The organism is Facklamia sp. P13069, from assembly GCF_050409405.1.
Lineage (GTDB): Bacteria > Bacillota > Bacilli > Lactobacillales > Aerococcaceae > Facklamia.
Window position 1 is genome coordinate 20,818 of record NZ_JBNUPN010000013.1, and the last position, 16,098, is coordinate 36,915.

A 16,098-nucleotide genomic window follows, 5' to 3' on the forward strand; every position below is an offset into this window, starting at 1 on the left:
CTTTTCAAAGTCGGTCAAGTCAAGAACGGAAATTTCTATTTTAATTCAAAAACAGCCTAAACCAATATAAAGAGTAGAGCTGTTAGTTATTAATTTTTTTGAAATTTAACTTTGGCCTGAGCAATTTCTCTTTGAATAACTAGTCGCTCTTCATCAGATACTTTATCACAGGAACATCCTACTATATTGGTGGGTGTTTTAACATTCAATCCGGCCAAAGGACAATCCGTTACAGTGCAAGATGTCCACTTGTTCTTTCCGGCTTTAAAAGATTACCATTCTTTTTTAGGAGATAAATTAAACCTCCTACAATTATGAAAAGAATCATAAAGGTTTTAAAATTCATTAACAGAAATGAAAAGAACAACTCAATGAAAGAATTCTGATAAAACTATTGAATCTAATTCAATGCTTTTTTTAACTTATGCTGCCCTATTCACTACAATAACCAGTGGGATTCCTAACTCTAATAATTGGATAGTTAAATAAAAACTTCTTTCAAATCTATTCCCATCTACTACATTTAAATCATATCAGCCTGCTCATCTAATAGATAATCATGTGACAAAGTTTCTTTTATATAGGAAGGTAAAAAAATGCCTGGTAAATCAACAATGACCGTGGTAGGATTCGTTTAAAATTAGCCCTCTTTTTATCAATCGTCACGCCCGGCCAATTTCCGACCTTTTGATTAGATCCGGTGAGCAGATTAAAAAGTGTGGTCTTCCCACAGTTAAGATTAGCTAATAAGGTAATTTTACGCATGCTTCGCTCCTCCCGATAAAAGGGTTGTTTAAATTAATTTAGCTTCACTCTTACGAATCGAAAGTTGATAACCTCTCACTCGAATTTCGAGTGGATCTCCTAAAGGTGCCAATTTAACAAGCTCAATGATTGCATTTTTTGCAATTTCCATATCCCTAATGCACTTTCTAAATTAAGTTTCACTTTCTACTTTTATAAGCTTCGCTCTCGATTTGACTTTCAGCTGACTAAAAGCTACAAAATCTTCATTATCATAAGATAACATTTCGATCGTCACACTTTTAGCAAATTACAGACTGACTGCAAGACACATTCCTTATCAACATCACACTCTTATTTTATACTAAAACCATTCAATAAATAATAAAACAATGCGAAATGTAAAATTCGAGACAAAATGCTTGCATTTTCTGTTCATTCATGTTAAATTTAATTCGAATTCGAGATAACAAAATCGAATCTTATTAAATGCTTTGACTCTCTAAATTTAAAGGAGGAAATTTTATGAACAACTTATTAGGAATCCACCACGTGACAGCTATGACAAATAGCGCAGAAAGAAACTATGACTTTATGACAAAAACTTTAGGCTTACGTTTGGTTAAGAAAACAGTTAACCAAGATGATATCCATACTTATCACACTTTTTTTGCTGATGACCGTGGAAATGCTGGTACGGATGTAACTTTCTTTGATTTTCCTAACTTACCAGAAGGCGTTAAAGGAACAAACTCAATTTCCCGTATTGGTTTGCGTGTAAAATCTGATGAGGCTTTAGAATATTACTTAAAACGTTTTGAAGAAAAAAATGTTAAACATGAAGGTATTAAAGAATTATTCGGTAGCAAAGTATTAGCTTTTGAAGAAGAAGATGGCCAAGCCTATCAAATCTTCTCAGATGAAAATAATGAGGGTATCCCTGGAGGAATTCCTTGGAAAAACGGTCCTATTCCTGAAGAATTTGCTATTTACGGCCTTGGGCCTATTGAAATTACTGTCGGTTACTTTGAAGAATTCAAAGCTGCCTTAACAACTATCTATGAAATGCGTATTGTCGAAGAACATGACGATGTTGCACTCTTAGAAGTTGGTGAAGGCGGACACGGTGGTCAAGTTATTCTACGCAAAGACGTTGAAACTCCACAAGTGCAGCAAGGTTATGGACTTGTTCACCACGTATCCTTCCGAGTAGCCGATGACGAAGCGATTCAAGCTTGGGCAGATCGTTACCAAAAATTAGAAATTGGAAATTCTGGTTTGGTTGATCGCTATTACTTTAAGGCTTTATACGCTCGCATCGGTCACATTTTAATTGAAATCTCTACTGATGGACCTGGCTTTATGGGAGACGAATCTTATGAGAATCTGGGTGAAATCTTATCTTTACCACCATTCTTAGAAGGTCAAAGAGAATCAATCGAAAGTCAAGTTCGCCCATTTGATACTGTTTGGAAAGGGGAATAAATCATGGTTGATAAAATTCAAAGTATTCATCATATTAGTGCCATAGTGGGTAATGTGCAAGAAAACTACGATTTTTATACAAAAGTCCTCGGTTTAAAACTTGTTAAGCAAACTGTCAATTTTGATGACCCTTCTGTTTATCATACCTATTTTGCGAATTCGAAGGTTGATAATGGAACAATTATGACCTTCTTCCCATGGGATAATGACCATAAAGGGACAAAAGGCGGGGGGCAAGTCGGAAGAATTGCTTTTTCTATTCCTAAGGGCAGCCTCACAGCTTGGCAAAATCAATTAGAAAAACATGAGATTACTTATCATAAGAGTAATATGTTCTCTGCAGCCACTTTAGAATTTTCAGATCCTCATGATCTAGATATTGCTTTAGTCGAAGCTGAGACAAGCTCAGACAATAATGAAATTATCGGTTTCTATGGCTTGGTACTCCTATCTACCAACCCTCAAGGGACTCTTGACTTGTTAACACGTGAAATGGGGGCCAAATTGGTTGAAGAAGCTGACGAATACCTACACATCGAATTAAGCGGACCTGAAAAACACCGTGTGTTACTTTTAAAAAAGGCACAACCACTAGGACGTTTTGGCATAAGCACTGTTCATCATGTAGCCTGGTCAGTTGATCGATTGACTGACCTTCAAGCTTGGCATGACCATTTAAAAGAAGCGAATTATCATCTGACTCCTGTCAAAGATCGTAAATACTTTAAATCGATTTATTTAAGAGAAAAAGGTGGCATCATTTTCGAATTTGCTACTAAAGAACCTGGCTTCCAAGTAGATGAAGATTTCGATCATTTAGGTAGTCAATTAAAACTACCTGAACAGTTTGAGTCTAAGCGTTCAGAAATCGAGTCATCTTTACCTAAATTTATAGTGGATTAGGCGAGTAGATAATATGTTATCTTATAAAGTTACAGACTTATCACCTAAAGATCAGTATAAGGTTTTAATTGGTTCAGTCATCCCTAGACCTGTTACAATGATAGCCACACAAAATGACGATCAAAGCTTAAATTTAGCACCCTTTTCCTACTTTAATATGGTAGCTTACAATCCACCCATCCTCATGGTGTCCATTCAAAGAAAAGGTAAGATGAAGGATACCGCTCGAAACATCCTAGCTAATAAAGAAGCCGTTTTCCACATCGTAGACCAAGAAAATTTACAAGAAGTCAATTTGACAGCTAGCAATTTGCCAAAAAATAAGAGTGAATTGGATTTAACCCAATTCACTCTTGCTAGCAGTCAAACAATTCAAACGCCTGGTATAGCTGAGATGAAAGTAAGGTATGAAACAGTATTACACCAACACATCGAGATCCCATCATCAAATGGTAAAGAAGTTTCAGCTGACTTATTCTTGATGCGAGTAGTACATTTCCATCTTTCTGAGGAAGTTTACCAGAATTCTTATGTGCTTGCTGATCAGTTAAAACCGATCAGTCGTTTAGCGGGTAATGATTATGCAACTTTAGGACAGACCATTCAACTTGAAAGACCAAAGTAGGAGGTAATTATGGAATATATCTATCACGCAGCTGATAATGCTGAATACACTTTTGTCCTGTTACACGGTACAGGAGGAGACGAAACTAACCTTATTCCTTTAGCCAAAGAAATCTCATCTTCAGCTAATATTCTCTCTATAAGAGGAACTGTTAACGAAAATGGAGCCCTCCGTTATTTTAAACGGAAGGCCGAAGGTCTCTATGATTTAGAAGATCTAGCGGAAAGAAGTGATGAGCTTGTTGAATTCATCAAAAAGATGAGTAGTGAAAAAGGATTTGATTTAAGTAAAGTAATATTTATTGGCTTCTCAAACGGATCTAATATTGCTTTAAATATCTTAATTCACTATCCAGAAAGCTTTAATAAAGGAATTTTATTTGCCCCACTCTACCCTATGGCCATTGATCAGCAGAAAGATTTATCAAACCATCAACTCTTCTTATCCATGGGTGAGGCAGATCCAATCTGTAGTATGCAAGCAAACAATGACTTAATTAAAAAATTAACAAACGTTCAAGCAGACCTATCCATTGAATGGGTACATACCCATCAAATTACGCCTCAAATTGTGCAAGATGCTAAAGATTGGGTGTCAAATTTAAAAGAGAATAATTAATTAATTTAAGCTCTACTTTCTTATGTCTAATTAGCATGAGACAGGTAGAGCTTTTTCCAATTCTTACGGGCTAATAAGTAAATAATTATTCCTTTTAAAGCAGTGGAAAGAGACATAGCAATCCAAACTCCAACCACACCATAATTAGGCATAAACAGCCAAGCAAATGGGATTCTCAACAAATTACAAACAGTATTCACAGTTGCAGGGGCTTGAGTATTTCCTAAACCGTTAAGGAAGCCACTTCCACCAATTTCAAAACTCATAAATAATTGGCTTAAACCAAAGACAAGTAAATAAACAGCTCCTAAAGCGATAGCTTGCTGGTCATCTGGTATAAATAGCTTGAAGAACTGCATTCTAAATACGATAAGAACTAAGGTCGCAAATGAACCAATGGCTAATAAGGAGCGAATGGTCGTTTGATAAATCCCTTCTACTCGTTCATAAAGTTTAGCTCCATAATTCTGCCCTACCATAGCCGTAATCGCTACTGCAAAACCTTCAGTGGTCATCCATGAAATGGATTCAATGTTTGACCCCACACTGGTAACAGCTAAAGGCATAGCACCATAGGAAGCAACATAACGATTTAGTAACACACTGACTAAAGCGTGTGCATTCGACTGAATAGAAGGTGGTAGTCCTACTTTAATGATTTGCCCTAGATTCTTACTGTTAAATGACCACAAGTGGATGCGACTGCGGTAAAGTAAATCTCCTTGGCGATAAATAGCATAAAGATACAAAATAAATACCATAAACTGAGCAAAAATAGTTGCCATAGCAGCCCCTTTAATCCCTAGGGCTGGAAGAGGCCCTAAGCCAAAAATTAAGATGGGATCTAAGATAATATTAATAACCAGTCCGAGAGTATTGACGGCAAAAGGTGTTTTACTATTACCTAAACTATTATAGGCTCCAGATATAACAGGGTTAATAAAAAATAAAAAAACACCCGAAGCAATCACAATCAAATATTCTTCAGTCAGTTGATTGACGTCATCTTCTAATTGGAAGAAATTAATAAAGGGATCTTTAAATAAAATTAAGAGGCCTCCAAAAGCAAGTCCCATTATAAGGGCTAACCAAAAACCATTGTTAATATAAGAGCGTGCTGTCTTTTCATCTCGTGCCCCATAGGCTTGTGCCGTCAGGACACTCATTCCAATTCGAGGGATCAACATCAAACTCGAAGCAATCCACAAAGCAAAGCCAACTTGTCCTGCTGCAGCTACAGCCTCAGTAGAGAGTCTTCCAATCCAGGCAATATCGGTTAAAGTGTAAGTCATTTGAATAAAAGCAGTTAACATTAAAGGCGTCGATAATTTCAACATTGTTTTAAATATCTTACCGTTTAATAAATCTAAATTTCTCATTGCTACTCCTCCATATCTCAATAAATAGTAACAAGTTGAAGCACTAATTACAATCACCAAAAACTTAGTGAAAGAAAAAAGATCTTTCAATAAGTTTTAATGGCTTCATTTTATTCCTCTAAGGACGTTGGTAGTAGAAATCTTCGTATCCCACTGTTTTGGCCCTTTTGATAAAGCACCCATCTTTTATCATACTTTTGATTGGTCTTTGCAATCATTTGTTCAATGTCTTTTTGTAATTCTTTTAAAAGGGGATTCTTGAATAATCTGTTCAATATTTCAAGATCACCGAGACGGTCGCTCTCAATCATCGCATGAGCCAAGCGATCACTTACTTGTGGATTATCCGGGGTCAAATGAGTCGTAACATAGGACATTGAGACGTCTTGGAAACCAAACTTTTCCATTATTTGAGGCAATTCTTGCTCGTTTAATTTATACTTACCTAGTTGAAAAGTTTGGATACTATCATCTTGGCCGTTTGTTAAGACTTCAATCTGCTGCCAAAAGGTATTTTCATCTTCATTAAAAGAAAGCAAAGCCGGTGCTTGGTGAATGACCCCTTGAGCTTGACTGAGACAAAGACAGACTCCTCCGGATTTTAATAAATGATACTGTGTTTTAAAGAAAGTGTTTGTTTCAATGTGCTCAACCACTGTATTCGAAAGAATAACATCAAACTATTTTCCTCAAAAGGAAGCTTATAAATATCACCCTCTAAAAATTCAACTTCAGGAATGTTTTCTTTAGCAAATTCTATAAAGTTGTGATCGCGGTCTAATCCAATTACATTGGCATTCGGGTACCAATCTTTTAATACCTGACATAAAGCACCCGGCCCACAACCTATTTCTAAAATTCTAAGAGGAAGTTTTTGATCGATATTAAAAATGGTTTGATAAGCATTGGCATTTTCCTTACTAAAACGTAGTTTACGACTAGAATAGAGCGTTTGAATTCCCTGTACTTGGTTAGACCAAAAATTTAACCTGTTCATTGTATCCCCCTCTTTTCGTTCCAACTTAACTTCAAACATGATATTTTGTGTTTTCAGTTTTTTTAACAGAGCCTATTATATCATTTATTAGTAATTTTTGATTAAATTTGCCCATCAAGGTCTTAAAATAGATGATAGGGTCATGTAAAACATCTTTTCCACTATTATTTTACGAATGTAAAAGACTTTCGCTAGACATATCATGTGAAAATGCTAAATTTAAAACAGAAGGAGGCGACATTATGAGTCTTGGCCAACAACTCAAAACAGCACGCTTGCATGCAAATTTAACTCAAGAAGAAGTAGCAGAAAAAATCGGAGTAACTCGGCAATCCGTTTCAAATTGGGAAAACGAGAAAAATTACCCTGATATTCGGAGTGTCATAGACCTTAGCAATCTTTATCAAATCAGTCTGGATCAATTGATGAAAGGAGACGAAAAATTGATTAATCATTATCAAGAAAGTTCAAATGTAGTTCGTAGTAACAAACATTTATTTAAGATTATTTTAATTAGTTTAACTATCATCTTAGCACTATTCATACTCCATCACCTGATGCCTAACCATGTCGAATGGCTACTTGCTATTTTTATTATAATGGCCATAACGGCAGGAATCATTATTCATGAAATCATTCAAAGAATATAGGAGGCGTAAAAATGAATGAAACTATCAAAATATTTATAATTGTAATTGTCGCTACCATTGCGCTGGCTTCTGGCAGCTTATTAGCTTACTTCATCTATAAAATGACTATTATTGATGCTAAGGCGCGAGGGTTAAAACATCCCAAATTTTGGGGTATTTTTAATATCGCTGGAAACAACTCTTCAAATATCTTACTCTATCTTATCGGCAGAAGGAAATTTCCTAAAGATAAACTCACTTCCTATGATCAACTCTTAATGAAGCAATATAAAAGAGAAGCTAGTATATCTCTTATTTGCCACCTTTGTGGGACGATTATCCTACTTATCTGCATTGTTTATTTCTATGCCTAACTAGTTCGCCTATCTTTATTAGAAAAAGTAGGGTTTTTGTTATTTTATTAATTAATAAAGTTTGGTAGGATAGATGTGATATAAAATTAAAGGAGATCTCTTTACATGAACTCAGTAAAAAATAAACTTCCAGGACTTCTTTTATGTTTCTTGATTGCTATTTTTGCTAGCCTTTTAGCTAGTGTATCGATTGGAAACTTTTCACTGGCGATTATTGGAGCACCCGTCTTTGCTATCTTAATAGGCATGATCATCAGTCTCATTCAGCCCCAATTAGCTAATCATGCCATTTTTCATCTCGGTATTCGCTTTTCAGCGAAAAACATCCTACAATGGGCAGTTGTTTTATTAGGTTTCTCCTTGAACCTCTCAATGATTATTAAAGTTGGTAGCAAAAGCTTACCTGTAATAGTTGCTACTATCTCGATTGCGCTACTGGTTGCTTGGTTCTTTCATAAGCAATTTAAGATGGAAACGAAATTAGCGACTTTAATTGGTGTCGGATCAGCTATTTGTGGAGGTTCTGCAATTGCAGCCACTGCTCCAGTTATTGAAGCAGATGATAAGCAAGTTGCTCAGGCTATTTCAATTATTTTTATTTTTAATGTACTGGCTGCTTTGATTTTCCCTACTTTAGGTTATAACTTAGGATTAGGAACAGAAGGTTTTGCTATCTTCGCAGGTTCTGCAGTTAATGACACTTCTTCAGTGACTGCCGCAGCAGCGACAGCAGAAAGCTTCTATCAAGTGGAAGGCATCCTATCTGCTGCAGTAACGGTCAAATTAACACGAACACTAGCCATTATTCCCATTACGATAGGTCTATCTTTGATGCAAGCTCGTAAGGAAAATGAACACGCAAAAGCCACTATTTTTCACTTACTTCCTACATTTATTCTCTATTTTATTTTAGCTGCCTTAGTCACTTCCATAGTGGACCTTCTTCCAACAAATGCATTTACCTATAGTTACGTCGAAAAGTTTATTCCCCTGATAAAAACTCTCGCTAAATTTTTTATCAGTATGGCTATGGCGGCTATCGGGTTAAACTCTCAATTAAGTGAACTAATTAGAGAAGGAAAGAAACCCATTTTACTTGGCCTCTCTTGTTGGATAGCTATCAGTCTCGTTTCACTAACCGTTCAAGCTCTAACCGCTACTTTTTATAGTAATCTTCCTTAATCAAAAACGGTTAACTAGTAGAATTATCTAGTTAACCGTTCTTTTCTATTTAATTAACTGCTTAATTTGAAAAGAACCATTTTTGATAGCCCTTATCAATCAATAGGCTCACGAGCATTTGAATAATCATAGAGATAAAAACTGTTAAGGGAAGCCCCTTTAAAACACCCAAAAAAGCTTGGCCGTTTATGCCCGCTTCCATCCATACTCCAAGAAAGCCCATGACAAAAGAAAAGATCAAGGCGGGTGGGAATTGTCCCACTACGAATTTTAACCATTCTGGATGCTGGATACCTAGTAATTCATTGAATTGCTCAGACATTTTTGGTATATCAAGAAGATAAGCCCCAAGAATTACTGAAACGGGTAAAAGAACAGATAGTTTAACTAACATTTCAGGGAATACGACTTGCCCCTGCATGGCAGTCATAATTAAGGGCATGATAATTCCAAGATGAACGGGAAAAGCAAAGCGTTTAAATGTTTCAAAGTTTATCGAATGCAAAATAATGTCACCTTTCTAATTGTGTTTTTAACTTTTTTACTCTAACAAATACCTTAAGCCCTTTGCAAGTTGTTTTTAACGACTCACCACATACTTTGTCTTTAACACATCATTTTCTAGTTAAGTATGCTCAAAAAATAGAACAATTTTTGAAAAGATAATACTTCATTATTCATCCCTTAGCTCTATCCAATACCTTTGATCGACAGTGCCATCAGGATAAACTACTTCATTTTCTAAAACGCCACCATTTTTTTGAATGGATTTCGCGGACCCAATATTTTCTTTATTACAAATCATTAAAACCCTTTTTATACCGATTCGTTTACACTCTTTTAGTGCTAATCCTATCATTGCTGTGGCATAACCTTTGCGTCGCTCACTCGGTCGAATACCGTCTCCTATATGTCCACCCTTTAGTAAAAGGCCATCATTTATATAATGGCGAATATTCACTGCCCCTACCAAAACATTCCGATTGCGGTCGAGACAAAAAAAGGTCGAATCCGGTACACGGTCTGAGTGTACAGCTTCTTTATCTTCTATACTCTTAATATATCCTCCAAAATCATGTGGATCATGACGAAAGATGGCCGATGGCGAACCATCTGTTTGATTTTTTTCTATGTCTTCTTTCCATTCTTCGATCATCTCAATTAATAGTAGCTGATGTTTTTTCTCTAACTTAACAAGTTCGATATTCATATTAGGCTTATCCCTTTCAAAGTGATTTTATACTTTATAAATTTTGGCTTGCGTCCTAGCGATAACTGGTCCCATCTCTTCTTGTCGGATGGCTGATAAATCTATGACGGTTTGCCTAAGAAGTTCTTTTAAAGATTTAGCCATATGCTGAACTTCTTTTCTATCACAAATAATCTTATCCTCCCTTGGCCAATCACTCTCAAGTAAAATATGATCTCCAGCTATTTGTTGAACATAGGCGCGTCCTTTTTTTGTATTTAACATCGTCGGATGAACAGATAGATAACCTCCTTGATCTCGATGTCTGGTTAATTGATCACTGGTTCCATTAAAGCGGTGTAAAATTGCCGTAATATTCTTAGCAGAATGACTTTCTATTAAGTCCAATACTTTTGAAGCTGATTGTACTGCGTGGATTGATAACACATAATGATTATCTAAACGCTCAGCTAATAGTGATAGAATGTTTGAGAAAACATAAATCTGTAAGTCCTCATCCGCTTTTTCCAATCCATTGGTCGAAAAATCTAAACCGACTTCTCCTATTAAAAGAGATTGGTCTAATTCCCCTTGAAAGATAGCTAACTCCTTATTCGCTTGTTCCTTAGACTTAATCCACCAAGGATGAAAACCTAAAGATAAATAAGGCAGAAACTTTTGATCACAATCCATTTTTTTGAGGCTATCCTTTAACTCAATAAAACCTGAGGGTGTGACAGTTTGAGCCACAATTTTAAGCTTTTCTTTAGCAATTGTTTCTAAAAATAACTGACGAGCCTGTTGGTCTTTTATAAAATCAAAGTGATAGTGACTATCTAATAAATTCATAGTCTCTCCTCTCCTTCTTACTTCGATTTACCAAACTTTATATTCTTCCTTCCCTGCCAAACGTCGGATCACTTTTCCTGCTAGCATCATTCCCATAATTGGTGGCATATAACTCATCGAACCTAAGGTTTGTGATTTTGTATTGCCAGTAGGATTTTCAACTTTGAAGGGTTGTTCATTAGAATAAAGAACCTCTAAATTTTTAATGCCTCTTCTACGGCACTCTAGACGTATAATCTTTGAAAGGGGACAATAAGAGGTCTTTTCTATTTTACTAAAGTTTAAGTAAGTCGGATCTAATTTATTCGCTGCCCCCATAGATGAAATTAAGGGCAATTTTTCTTTTTGACAAAAGGCTGCAATTTCTAATTTTTGAGAGATAGTATCAATACAATCAATTATATAATCCACTCCTGCTAGATCAGTTAAAATTTCCTCAATATTTTCTTTGGTTAGAAATATTTGACGGGCATCCACTTGGCAGTCCGGATTGATTTCAGCGATCATCGCTTTCATAACATCTGCTTTAACCTTACCCACGGTTGATGAAAAGGCTAAAGCTTGACGATTAATATTGCTTTCTTCAATAATATCTCCATCAATTATCGTTAAATAGCCTACTCCTCCTCGAGCTAACGCCTCAGCACAAGCAGAACCTACTCCGCCTAGCCCCAATACTACCACTCTTGATTGAGCTAACCGACTTAGGCCCTCTTCTTTTAAGAGCAGGCTCACCCTTGAGAGTCTTGTTGGTATTTTTGCTTCCATAACATCATCCTTAATCTTTTAAGTTTATTAGCTGCTTTTTTATTATAACACCATCGCTCTAATTAGATCTTATTAAAAGAGGTGGTCATAAAGATCACCTCTTTTAGGTCTATTAATTCTTACATTTGCTCTTTATGAAAACGACTTAGGAACAATTTAGTTCGCTCATGCTGGGGCTCATTAATCACTTGCTGGGCTAAGCCATCTTCCACAATTACACCTTTGTCCATAAAAACAACCCGACTAGAAACATCACGGGCAAAAGCCATTTCATGAGTCACTACTATCATTGTCAGACCCTCTCTTGCTAATTGGGTCATGGTATCTAATACCTCTCCTACCATTTCTGGGTCAAGCGCTGAAGTCGGCTCATCAAACAGTAATAATTCTGGATCCATTGATAAAGCCCGAGCAATAGCAACTCTTTGCTGTTGTCCACCTGACAATTGTTTAGGACGCGCATTGACATAAGGAGCCATACCCACCTTAGTCAAGTTGGCCATAGCAATTTGCTCTGCTTCTTCTTTTGTCCGTCCCAAGATTTTAACTTGTCCAATGGTACAATTCTTCAAAACATTCATATTATTAAAAAGGTTAAACTGTTGGAAAACCATTCCCACTTCTGCTCGATAGTGATTCAAAGGGTAATGATTGGTCATCACTGACTTGCCTTTATAAAAAATATCCCCTCCGCTCGGTTGCTCTAGAAGATTGAGACATCTCAGAAGGGTTGATTTTCCTGAACCTGAAGAGCCAATAATAGAGATGACCTCTCCTTGTTTCACGCTAAAATCAATGTCTTTTAAGACTAAGTTGTCCCCAAATTTTTTAGATAAGTGAGCAATCTCTAAGATTTTATTTTCATTAGTCATGTGTTTTCACCCCCTTGACCGCTTCTGTGGATGAAGACTGAACAACTGTATAAGAATGAGAACCTGACATCTTTCTCTCAATTAAATTTAAAATACGAGTGGTCGTAAACGTTAAAACAAAATAAATCACTGAGGTAATCAAGAAGGTCTGGAAAGTCTGATAGGTCGATCCTGCGACAGACTTGGAAACAAAGAACAATTCTGTCACTGCTATAACATTTAAAACGGAAGTATCTTTGATATTAATCACAAACTCATTTCCTAAAGTTGGTAGAATCGATAAGACAGCTTGCGGTAATACCACATGTCGCATGGTTTGTCCGTGGGTCATACCAATTGCTTTGGCCCCTTCATATTGTCCCTTATCCACCCCTTGAATACCTCCACGCATGACTTCAGATAGATAGGCACCTGTATTAATTGAAACAATAAATAAAGCTGCTGTCATTGAAGAAAGATCAATATCAAAGAAAAGTTTTAGACCATAAAAAATTAACATGGCTTGAACCATCATCGGTGTTCCTCTAAAAATTTCGATGTAGGTAACTAAAAGAAAATCAACTACTTTAAACAAATAATAAGAAGGGCGACCTTTTTGGAACAAGTCCTTCATCGAACGGATCACTGCAATCAAGAGTCCAATTACGGACCCCACAATGGTTGCAAACAGCGCAATGAATAGAGTGTTCAAGGCACCACGAATAAATTGATTACCGTAACTAGCCCACAAAGCCTGAACATCTTGCCAAAAGCTAAGGTTTTCTTGACTTTGATTGAGTTCTACCATTTCTTTCATCAATGCTATCCGTTCCTCTTCATCAATCTGACTTAAAACTTGATTAATTGGTTCCACCAAAGGACTTCCTTTACGTAAACCAATCGCGATTCCTGTATCTACCTGACTCAGATCAAAGCCATTCTCTTTAGTAAATTTTACATAAGTTAAGTCGGTGTTAGCAGCTACAGCAGCCATGGCTCCTGGTTCTTCCGATAAATAAGCATCAATTTTACCTGATAGGACGGAAGAAATCATGGTTGGAAAAGAATCCAAAGCTGTCCCTTTCTGGACATTAGGTATTTGATCGATTAAGCCATAATGGAAGGTATTTAGCTGAGCGGTTACTTTAGCGTTTGAAAAATCTTCGATGGATTGAGCATCGACAAAATCAGAATCTTTGCGAACTACCAGGACCATCTGACTTTCATAATAATTATCAGAAAAGTCAATTTCCTTCTTACGCTCTGGTGTGACCGACATGCCAGCAATGATAGCATCTACCTTACCAGAATTTAAAGCTGGAGGTAGACCATCCCACTCTAATTTTACAATTTCTAATTCCAAACCTAACTGTTGCGCTAACTCTTGTGCGATGTGGACATCATAGCCATTGCCAAACTCTCCTTTAGAGTTAGAAATAGGGAGCGCTCCATTTACTAGAGAAGGTTGCGACCAGTTAAAAGGTGAATAATTAGCTTCCATTCCTACTTTTAAAACACCAGGATCTTCAAGTCCTTCTTGGATCTGTTCACTATTAATAGTTGATAACTTCTTGTCTTCAGCACCTACAATCATTTTAACAGGCAAAAGCAATATAAACATTAAGATTAAGACACTGAGCTTTTTAAACAGTCCTTGATTCTGTTCCATTCTGATCCTCCTCGTAATTTTTACTATAAAAAATAAATATACCTTTTATAGTAAATTTGGTCAAGTTTTGAATGTATAGACTATTATTTAAAAATGTTGAATGTATAGACTATTATTAAAGCTTCTTAATAAGACAGATCGAAATGTTAATATTTTTTGTAATAGTATTTCTATTTTTTCTAAAAAAACAGATCAAAAAACTCCTTTGATTCATAATTACACATATATAATGCTCTCTGCAAATTATACTGTCTTCATGATCTAAGGAGTTATTTGTTTATATTTAATTATTAAATTTAGGGGTTATTTTAAACTGGATCATCTTAGTTCCAATCAGCTAAAGATCCCATTGGATCCCATGGTTCTAATTCAATGACTGGTTGATTAAGAGCATCTAACCATTTTTGATCAAGGTATTTCTTATCAACAGTCACTTGATAGTTATACTCGTCAAACCATTGATCACTCATTGAGAAGATACCTTTATCGCCAGATTTTTCACCCCAACTGTTCTCAACCTTCCAATTGACTGGTTTACCATCAGCATCTAGGTCCACACCTACTAAAAGCATGGCGTGAGTTAATAAACTCTCCCCATAATCTAAGCGCTCAGCCTTATTTAATTGAGGCGCTTCAGCTAAGATAGCCTCATATTCGTATAAGTCTTTATCCATAATACCCAATTCACGATCACTCATCTTACCAACATCACAACCAAACCAAACTGGCTTGCCATCTTTGATTGAAGCAATTGCAGCTTCTTTAAGCACTTCAATTGGTGCATTAATATAAGTAATCGGGTGGCCTTCGGCTACAGAGGCTAAATATTTAACAGTGAACGCCCGTCCGAAAGGCTTATCTTCAGTCGGTGCGTTGATTACACTGACTTTACCTTCTAAATCCCAACCCACATACTTATTAAAGAAATCTTGTGGTGTGATGTCTTCAATACGGTGATATTTTCCATCCTTGTCGCGGTAACTGTAAGAGAACTTCTCTGGAACCTGTCCCAAGGCTTTAACTAAGATGTTGTATATAACATACAGCATATCCTCTTTCATTGCTTTCAAATCTTCTTTTGAAGCCTTATTTTGATAAGCCGTTCTTAATTCTTTAGCAAAGGCTCTTAAACGTTTAGTAATGATTGCTACCATTTCATAAGTATTAGAAGAATGGTAAGTTTCTGGCATTACCGATTTAGGAACTGAACCATACTTTTGTAGTAAGGCTGTGAACATATCCCATTGTCCACCATCTTCGACCGGCGCTTGCAATAAATGTTGTACCACACGTGAATTTAAAGGTTCCTCTACCGTTTCAATGATAGAATCCAAGAAGAAGTTTGATTTTTCTAACTTATCCCAGAAGAGGGTATAATTTTGCGAAAATTCAAAAGTTTCTAAATTTAACTCTTCCATTGTATTTACACGCGCACCGTTTAAGGCAGCAAACATCCAGCAACGACCGCTTTTCTTCTGATCGGTAATCTTGCCTCTTTTTGTTTCATCGGAGAAAACGAAGGTATGGTCTCTCACGGCCTCATTATTAAATGAAGATTGATTGAACCCAACTTTAGCTACCGCATTTTCTACTGCATGATTGATCGTTTCTGCTTGATATTTTGTTTTGAATGATTGTATTAATTCTTGATTGATTGTCATAGTCATTTCCTTTCTTTAAATAAAATTTTTTAGAGTCCATTCTAATAATAGAGAACTTCTTCATTTATTCTGGCTAGTCTTTAAATTTTTTTCTAAAGAATAGCTTAAAAAATAATCACTACTATTCACACCACTTCCTTTAATAACTAATCATTTTAACTAATTAATAAGATAT

18 protein-coding genes and 2 pseudogenes are annotated in these 16,098 nt (G+C 36.1%); 7 read left to right on the top strand and 13 right to left on the bottom strand.

What is annotated here, in order from left to right:
• Positions 1-422: 422 nt before the first annotated feature.
• The 3 genes and pseudogenes from ACQV2T_RS05215 to ACQV2T_RS05225 all read right to left on the bottom strand — a co-directional run.
• Positions 423-515, bottom strand: a pseudogene (locus ACQV2T_RS05215) (hypothetical protein); the annotation flags it as partial.
• A 61-nt stretch (positions 516-576) separates the two neighbouring features.
• Complete coding sequence (locus tag ACQV2T_RS05220; protein WP_428881659.1) at positions 577-765, bottom strand: FeoB small GTPase domain-containing protein; 189 nt, start codon at positions 763-765, stop codon at positions 577-579.
• Between the two features lie 28 nt (positions 766-793).
• A pseudogene (locus ACQV2T_RS05225) lies at positions 794-934 on the bottom strand (FeoA family protein); the annotation flags it as partial.
• Positions 935-1,269: 335 nt separating this feature from the next.
• On the opposite strand from ACQV2T_RS05225, the gene ACQV2T_RS05230 reads away from it, so the two are divergent.
• From ACQV2T_RS05230 to ACQV2T_RS05245, 4 genes are read left to right on the top strand one after another with little or no spacing between them, the layout of a single operon-like run.
• Positions 1,270-2,229, top strand: a complete 960-nt coding sequence (locus ACQV2T_RS05230) for a VOC family protein (protein WP_428872715.1) — start codon at positions 1,270-1,272, stop codon at positions 2,227-2,229.
• Between the two features lie 3 nt (positions 2,230-2,232).
• A complete protein-coding gene (locus ACQV2T_RS05235; RefSeq protein WP_428872714.1) occupies positions 2,233-3,132 on the top strand; it encodes a VOC family protein in 900 nt (299 codons plus the stop codon).
• A gap of 13 nt (positions 3,133-3,145) precedes the next feature.
• The gene (locus tag ACQV2T_RS05240; protein WP_428872713.1) at positions 3,146-3,757 is read left to right on the top strand and encodes a flavin reductase family protein; all 612 of its coding nucleotides are present in this window, start codon (positions 3,146-3,148) and stop codon (positions 3,755-3,757) included.
• Positions 3,758-3,766: 9 nt separating this feature from the next.
• Entirely contained in the window at positions 3,767-4,375 is a 609-nt protein-coding gene (locus tag ACQV2T_RS05245) for an alpha/beta hydrolase (protein WP_428872712.1), read from the top strand.
• 26 nt (positions 4,376-4,401) lie between these two features.
• Here ACQV2T_RS05245 and ACQV2T_RS05250 read toward each other — a convergent pair whose 3' ends face one another.
• The 3 genes from ACQV2T_RS05250 to ACQV2T_RS05260 form a co-directional block, all read right to left on the bottom strand.
• Positions 4,402-5,754, bottom strand: coding sequence for an MATE family efflux transporter (locus ACQV2T_RS05250; RefSeq protein ID WP_428872711.1), 1,353 nt, complete (start codon positions 5,752-5,754; stop codon positions 4,402-4,404).
• A 110-nt stretch (positions 5,755-5,864) separates the two neighbouring features.
• Positions 5,865-6,410 (bottom strand): hypothetical protein, encoded by a 546-nt coding sequence (locus ACQV2T_RS05255; protein WP_428885322.1) that lies wholly within the window; start codon positions 6,408-6,410, stop codon positions 5,865-5,867.
• Positions 6,356-6,751 (bottom strand): class I SAM-dependent methyltransferase, encoded by a 396-nt coding sequence (locus ACQV2T_RS05260; RefSeq protein WP_428885323.1) that lies wholly within the window; start codon positions 6,749-6,751, stop codon positions 6,356-6,358. Before ACQV2T_RS05260 ends, ACQV2T_RS05255 begins: the two co-directional genes overlap by 55 nt.
• A 242-nt stretch (positions 6,752-6,993) precedes the next feature.
• On the opposite strand from ACQV2T_RS05260, the gene ACQV2T_RS05265 reads away from it, so the two are divergent.
• The 3 genes from ACQV2T_RS05265 to ACQV2T_RS05275 all read left to right on the top strand — a co-directional run bounded on the left by ACQV2T_RS05265 (position 6,994) and on the right by ACQV2T_RS05275 (position 8,936).
• Positions 6,994-7,401 (top strand): helix-turn-helix domain-containing protein, encoded by a 408-nt coding sequence (locus tag ACQV2T_RS05265; protein WP_428872707.1) that lies wholly within the window; start codon positions 6,994-6,996, stop codon positions 7,399-7,401.
• Positions 7,402-7,412: 11 nt separating this feature from the next.
• Positions 7,413-7,754 carry a hypothetical protein gene (locus ACQV2T_RS05270; RefSeq protein ID WP_428881657.1) on the top strand — a complete coding sequence of 114 codons (342 nt, stop codon included), beginning with the start codon at positions 7,413-7,415 and terminating at the stop codon, positions 7,752-7,754.
• Positions 7,755-7,859: 105 nt separating this feature from the next.
• Positions 7,860-8,936, top strand: coding sequence for a YeiH family protein (locus ACQV2T_RS05275; RefSeq protein WP_428891674.1), 1,077 nt, complete (start codon positions 7,860-7,862; stop codon positions 8,934-8,936).
• A 61-nt stretch (positions 8,937-8,997) separates the two neighbouring features.
• Here ACQV2T_RS05275 and ACQV2T_RS05280 read toward each other — a convergent pair whose 3' ends face one another.
• From ACQV2T_RS05280 to ACQV2T_RS05310, 7 genes are all read right to left on the bottom strand, one after another.
• Positions 8,998-9,441 carry a hypothetical protein gene (locus tag ACQV2T_RS05280; RefSeq protein WP_428875791.1) on the bottom strand — a complete coding sequence of 148 codons (444 nt, stop codon included), beginning with the start codon at positions 9,439-9,441 and terminating at the stop codon, positions 8,998-9,000.
• Between the two features lie 168 nt (positions 9,442-9,609).
• Entirely contained in the window at positions 9,610-10,146 is a 537-nt protein-coding gene (locus ACQV2T_RS05285) for a GNAT family N-acetyltransferase (protein ID WP_428893329.1), read from the bottom strand.
• A 27-nt stretch (positions 10,147-10,173) separates the two neighbouring features.
• The gene (locus ACQV2T_RS05290) at positions 10,174-10,974 is read right to left on the bottom strand and encodes a TatD family hydrolase (protein WP_428872702.1); all 801 of its coding nucleotides are present in this window, start codon (positions 10,972-10,974) and stop codon (positions 10,174-10,176) included.
• 27 nt (positions 10,975-11,001) lie between these two features.
• Entirely contained in the window at positions 11,002-11,742 is a 741-nt protein-coding gene (locus ACQV2T_RS05295; protein ID WP_428875795.1) for a tRNA threonylcarbamoyladenosine dehydratase, read from the bottom strand.
• A 119-nt stretch (positions 11,743-11,861) separates the two neighbouring features.
• The gene (locus tag ACQV2T_RS05300) at positions 11,862-12,614 is read right to left on the bottom strand and encodes an amino acid ABC transporter ATP-binding protein (RefSeq protein WP_428881652.1); all 753 of its coding nucleotides are present in this window, start codon (positions 12,612-12,614) and stop codon (positions 11,862-11,864) included.
• A complete protein-coding gene (locus ACQV2T_RS05305) occupies positions 12,607-14,262 on the bottom strand; it encodes an ABC transporter substrate-binding protein/permease (protein ID WP_428875797.1) in 1,656 nt (551 codons plus the stop codon). Before ACQV2T_RS05305 ends, ACQV2T_RS05300 begins: the two co-directional genes overlap by 8 nt.
• A 323-nt stretch (positions 14,263-14,585) precedes the next feature.
• Positions 14,586-15,929: an aminopeptidase C gene (locus ACQV2T_RS05310; RefSeq protein ID WP_428881650.1), complete on the bottom strand. Its 1,344-nt coding sequence runs from the start codon at positions 15,927-15,929 to the stop codon at positions 14,586-14,588.
• Positions 15,930-16,098: the final 169 nt, after the last annotated feature.

Bases quoted from the DNA above. Each gene is read 5' to 3' on its own strand.
- ACQV2T_RS05220 (WP_428881659.1), bottom strand. From the start codon at position 765: ATGCGTAAAATTACCTTATTAGCTAATCTTAACTGTGGGAAGACCACA.
- ACQV2T_RS05230 (WP_428872715.1), top strand. From the start codon at position 1,270: ATGAACAACTTATTAGGAATCCACCACGTGACAGCTATGACAAATAGC.
- ACQV2T_RS05235 (WP_428872714.1), top strand. From the start codon at position 2,233: ATGGTTGATAAAATTCAAAGTATTCATCATATTAGTGCCATAGTGGGT.
- ACQV2T_RS05240 (WP_428872713.1), top strand. From the start codon at position 3,146: ATGTTATCTTATAAAGTTACAGACTTATCACCTAAAGATCAGTATAAG.
- ACQV2T_RS05245 (WP_428872712.1), top strand. From the start codon at position 3,767: ATGGAATATATCTATCACGCAGCTGATAATGCTGAATACACTTTTGTC.
- ACQV2T_RS05250 (WP_428872711.1), bottom strand. From the start codon at position 5,754: ATGAGAAATTTAGATTTATTAAACGGTAAGATATTTAAAACAATGTTG.
- ACQV2T_RS05260 (WP_428885323.1), bottom strand. From the start codon at position 6,751: ATGAACAGGTTAAATTTTTGGTCTAACCAAGTACAGGGAATTCAAACG.
- ACQV2T_RS05265 (WP_428872707.1), top strand. From the start codon at position 6,994: ATGAGTCTTGGCCAACAACTCAAAACAGCACGCTTGCATGCAAATTTA.
- ACQV2T_RS05270 (WP_428881657.1), top strand. From the start codon at position 7,413: ATGAATGAAACTATCAAAATATTTATAATTGTAATTGTCGCTACCATT.
- ACQV2T_RS05275 (WP_428891674.1), top strand. From the start codon at position 7,860: ATGAACTCAGTAAAAAATAAACTTCCAGGACTTCTTTTATGTTTCTTG.
- ACQV2T_RS05285 (WP_428893329.1), bottom strand. From the start codon at position 10,146: ATGAATATCGAACTTGTTAAGTTAGAGAAAAAACATCAGCTACTATTA.
- ACQV2T_RS05290 (WP_428872702.1), bottom strand. From the start codon at position 10,974: ATGAATTTATTAGATAGTCACTATCACTTTGATTTTATAAAAGACCAA.
- ACQV2T_RS05295 (WP_428875795.1), bottom strand. From the start codon at position 11,742: ATGGAAGCAAAAATACCAACAAGACTCTCAAGGGTGAGCCTGCTCTTA.
- ACQV2T_RS05300 (WP_428881652.1), bottom strand. From the start codon at position 12,614: ATGACTAATGAAAATAAAATCTTAGAGATTGCTCACTTATCTAAAAAA.
- ACQV2T_RS05305 (WP_428875797.1), bottom strand. From the start codon at position 14,262: ATGGAACAGAATCAAGGACTGTTTAAAAAGCTCAGTGTCTTAATCTTA.
- ACQV2T_RS05310 (WP_428881650.1), bottom strand. From the start codon at position 15,929: ATGACTATGACAATCAATCAAGAATTAATACAATCATTCAAAACAAAA.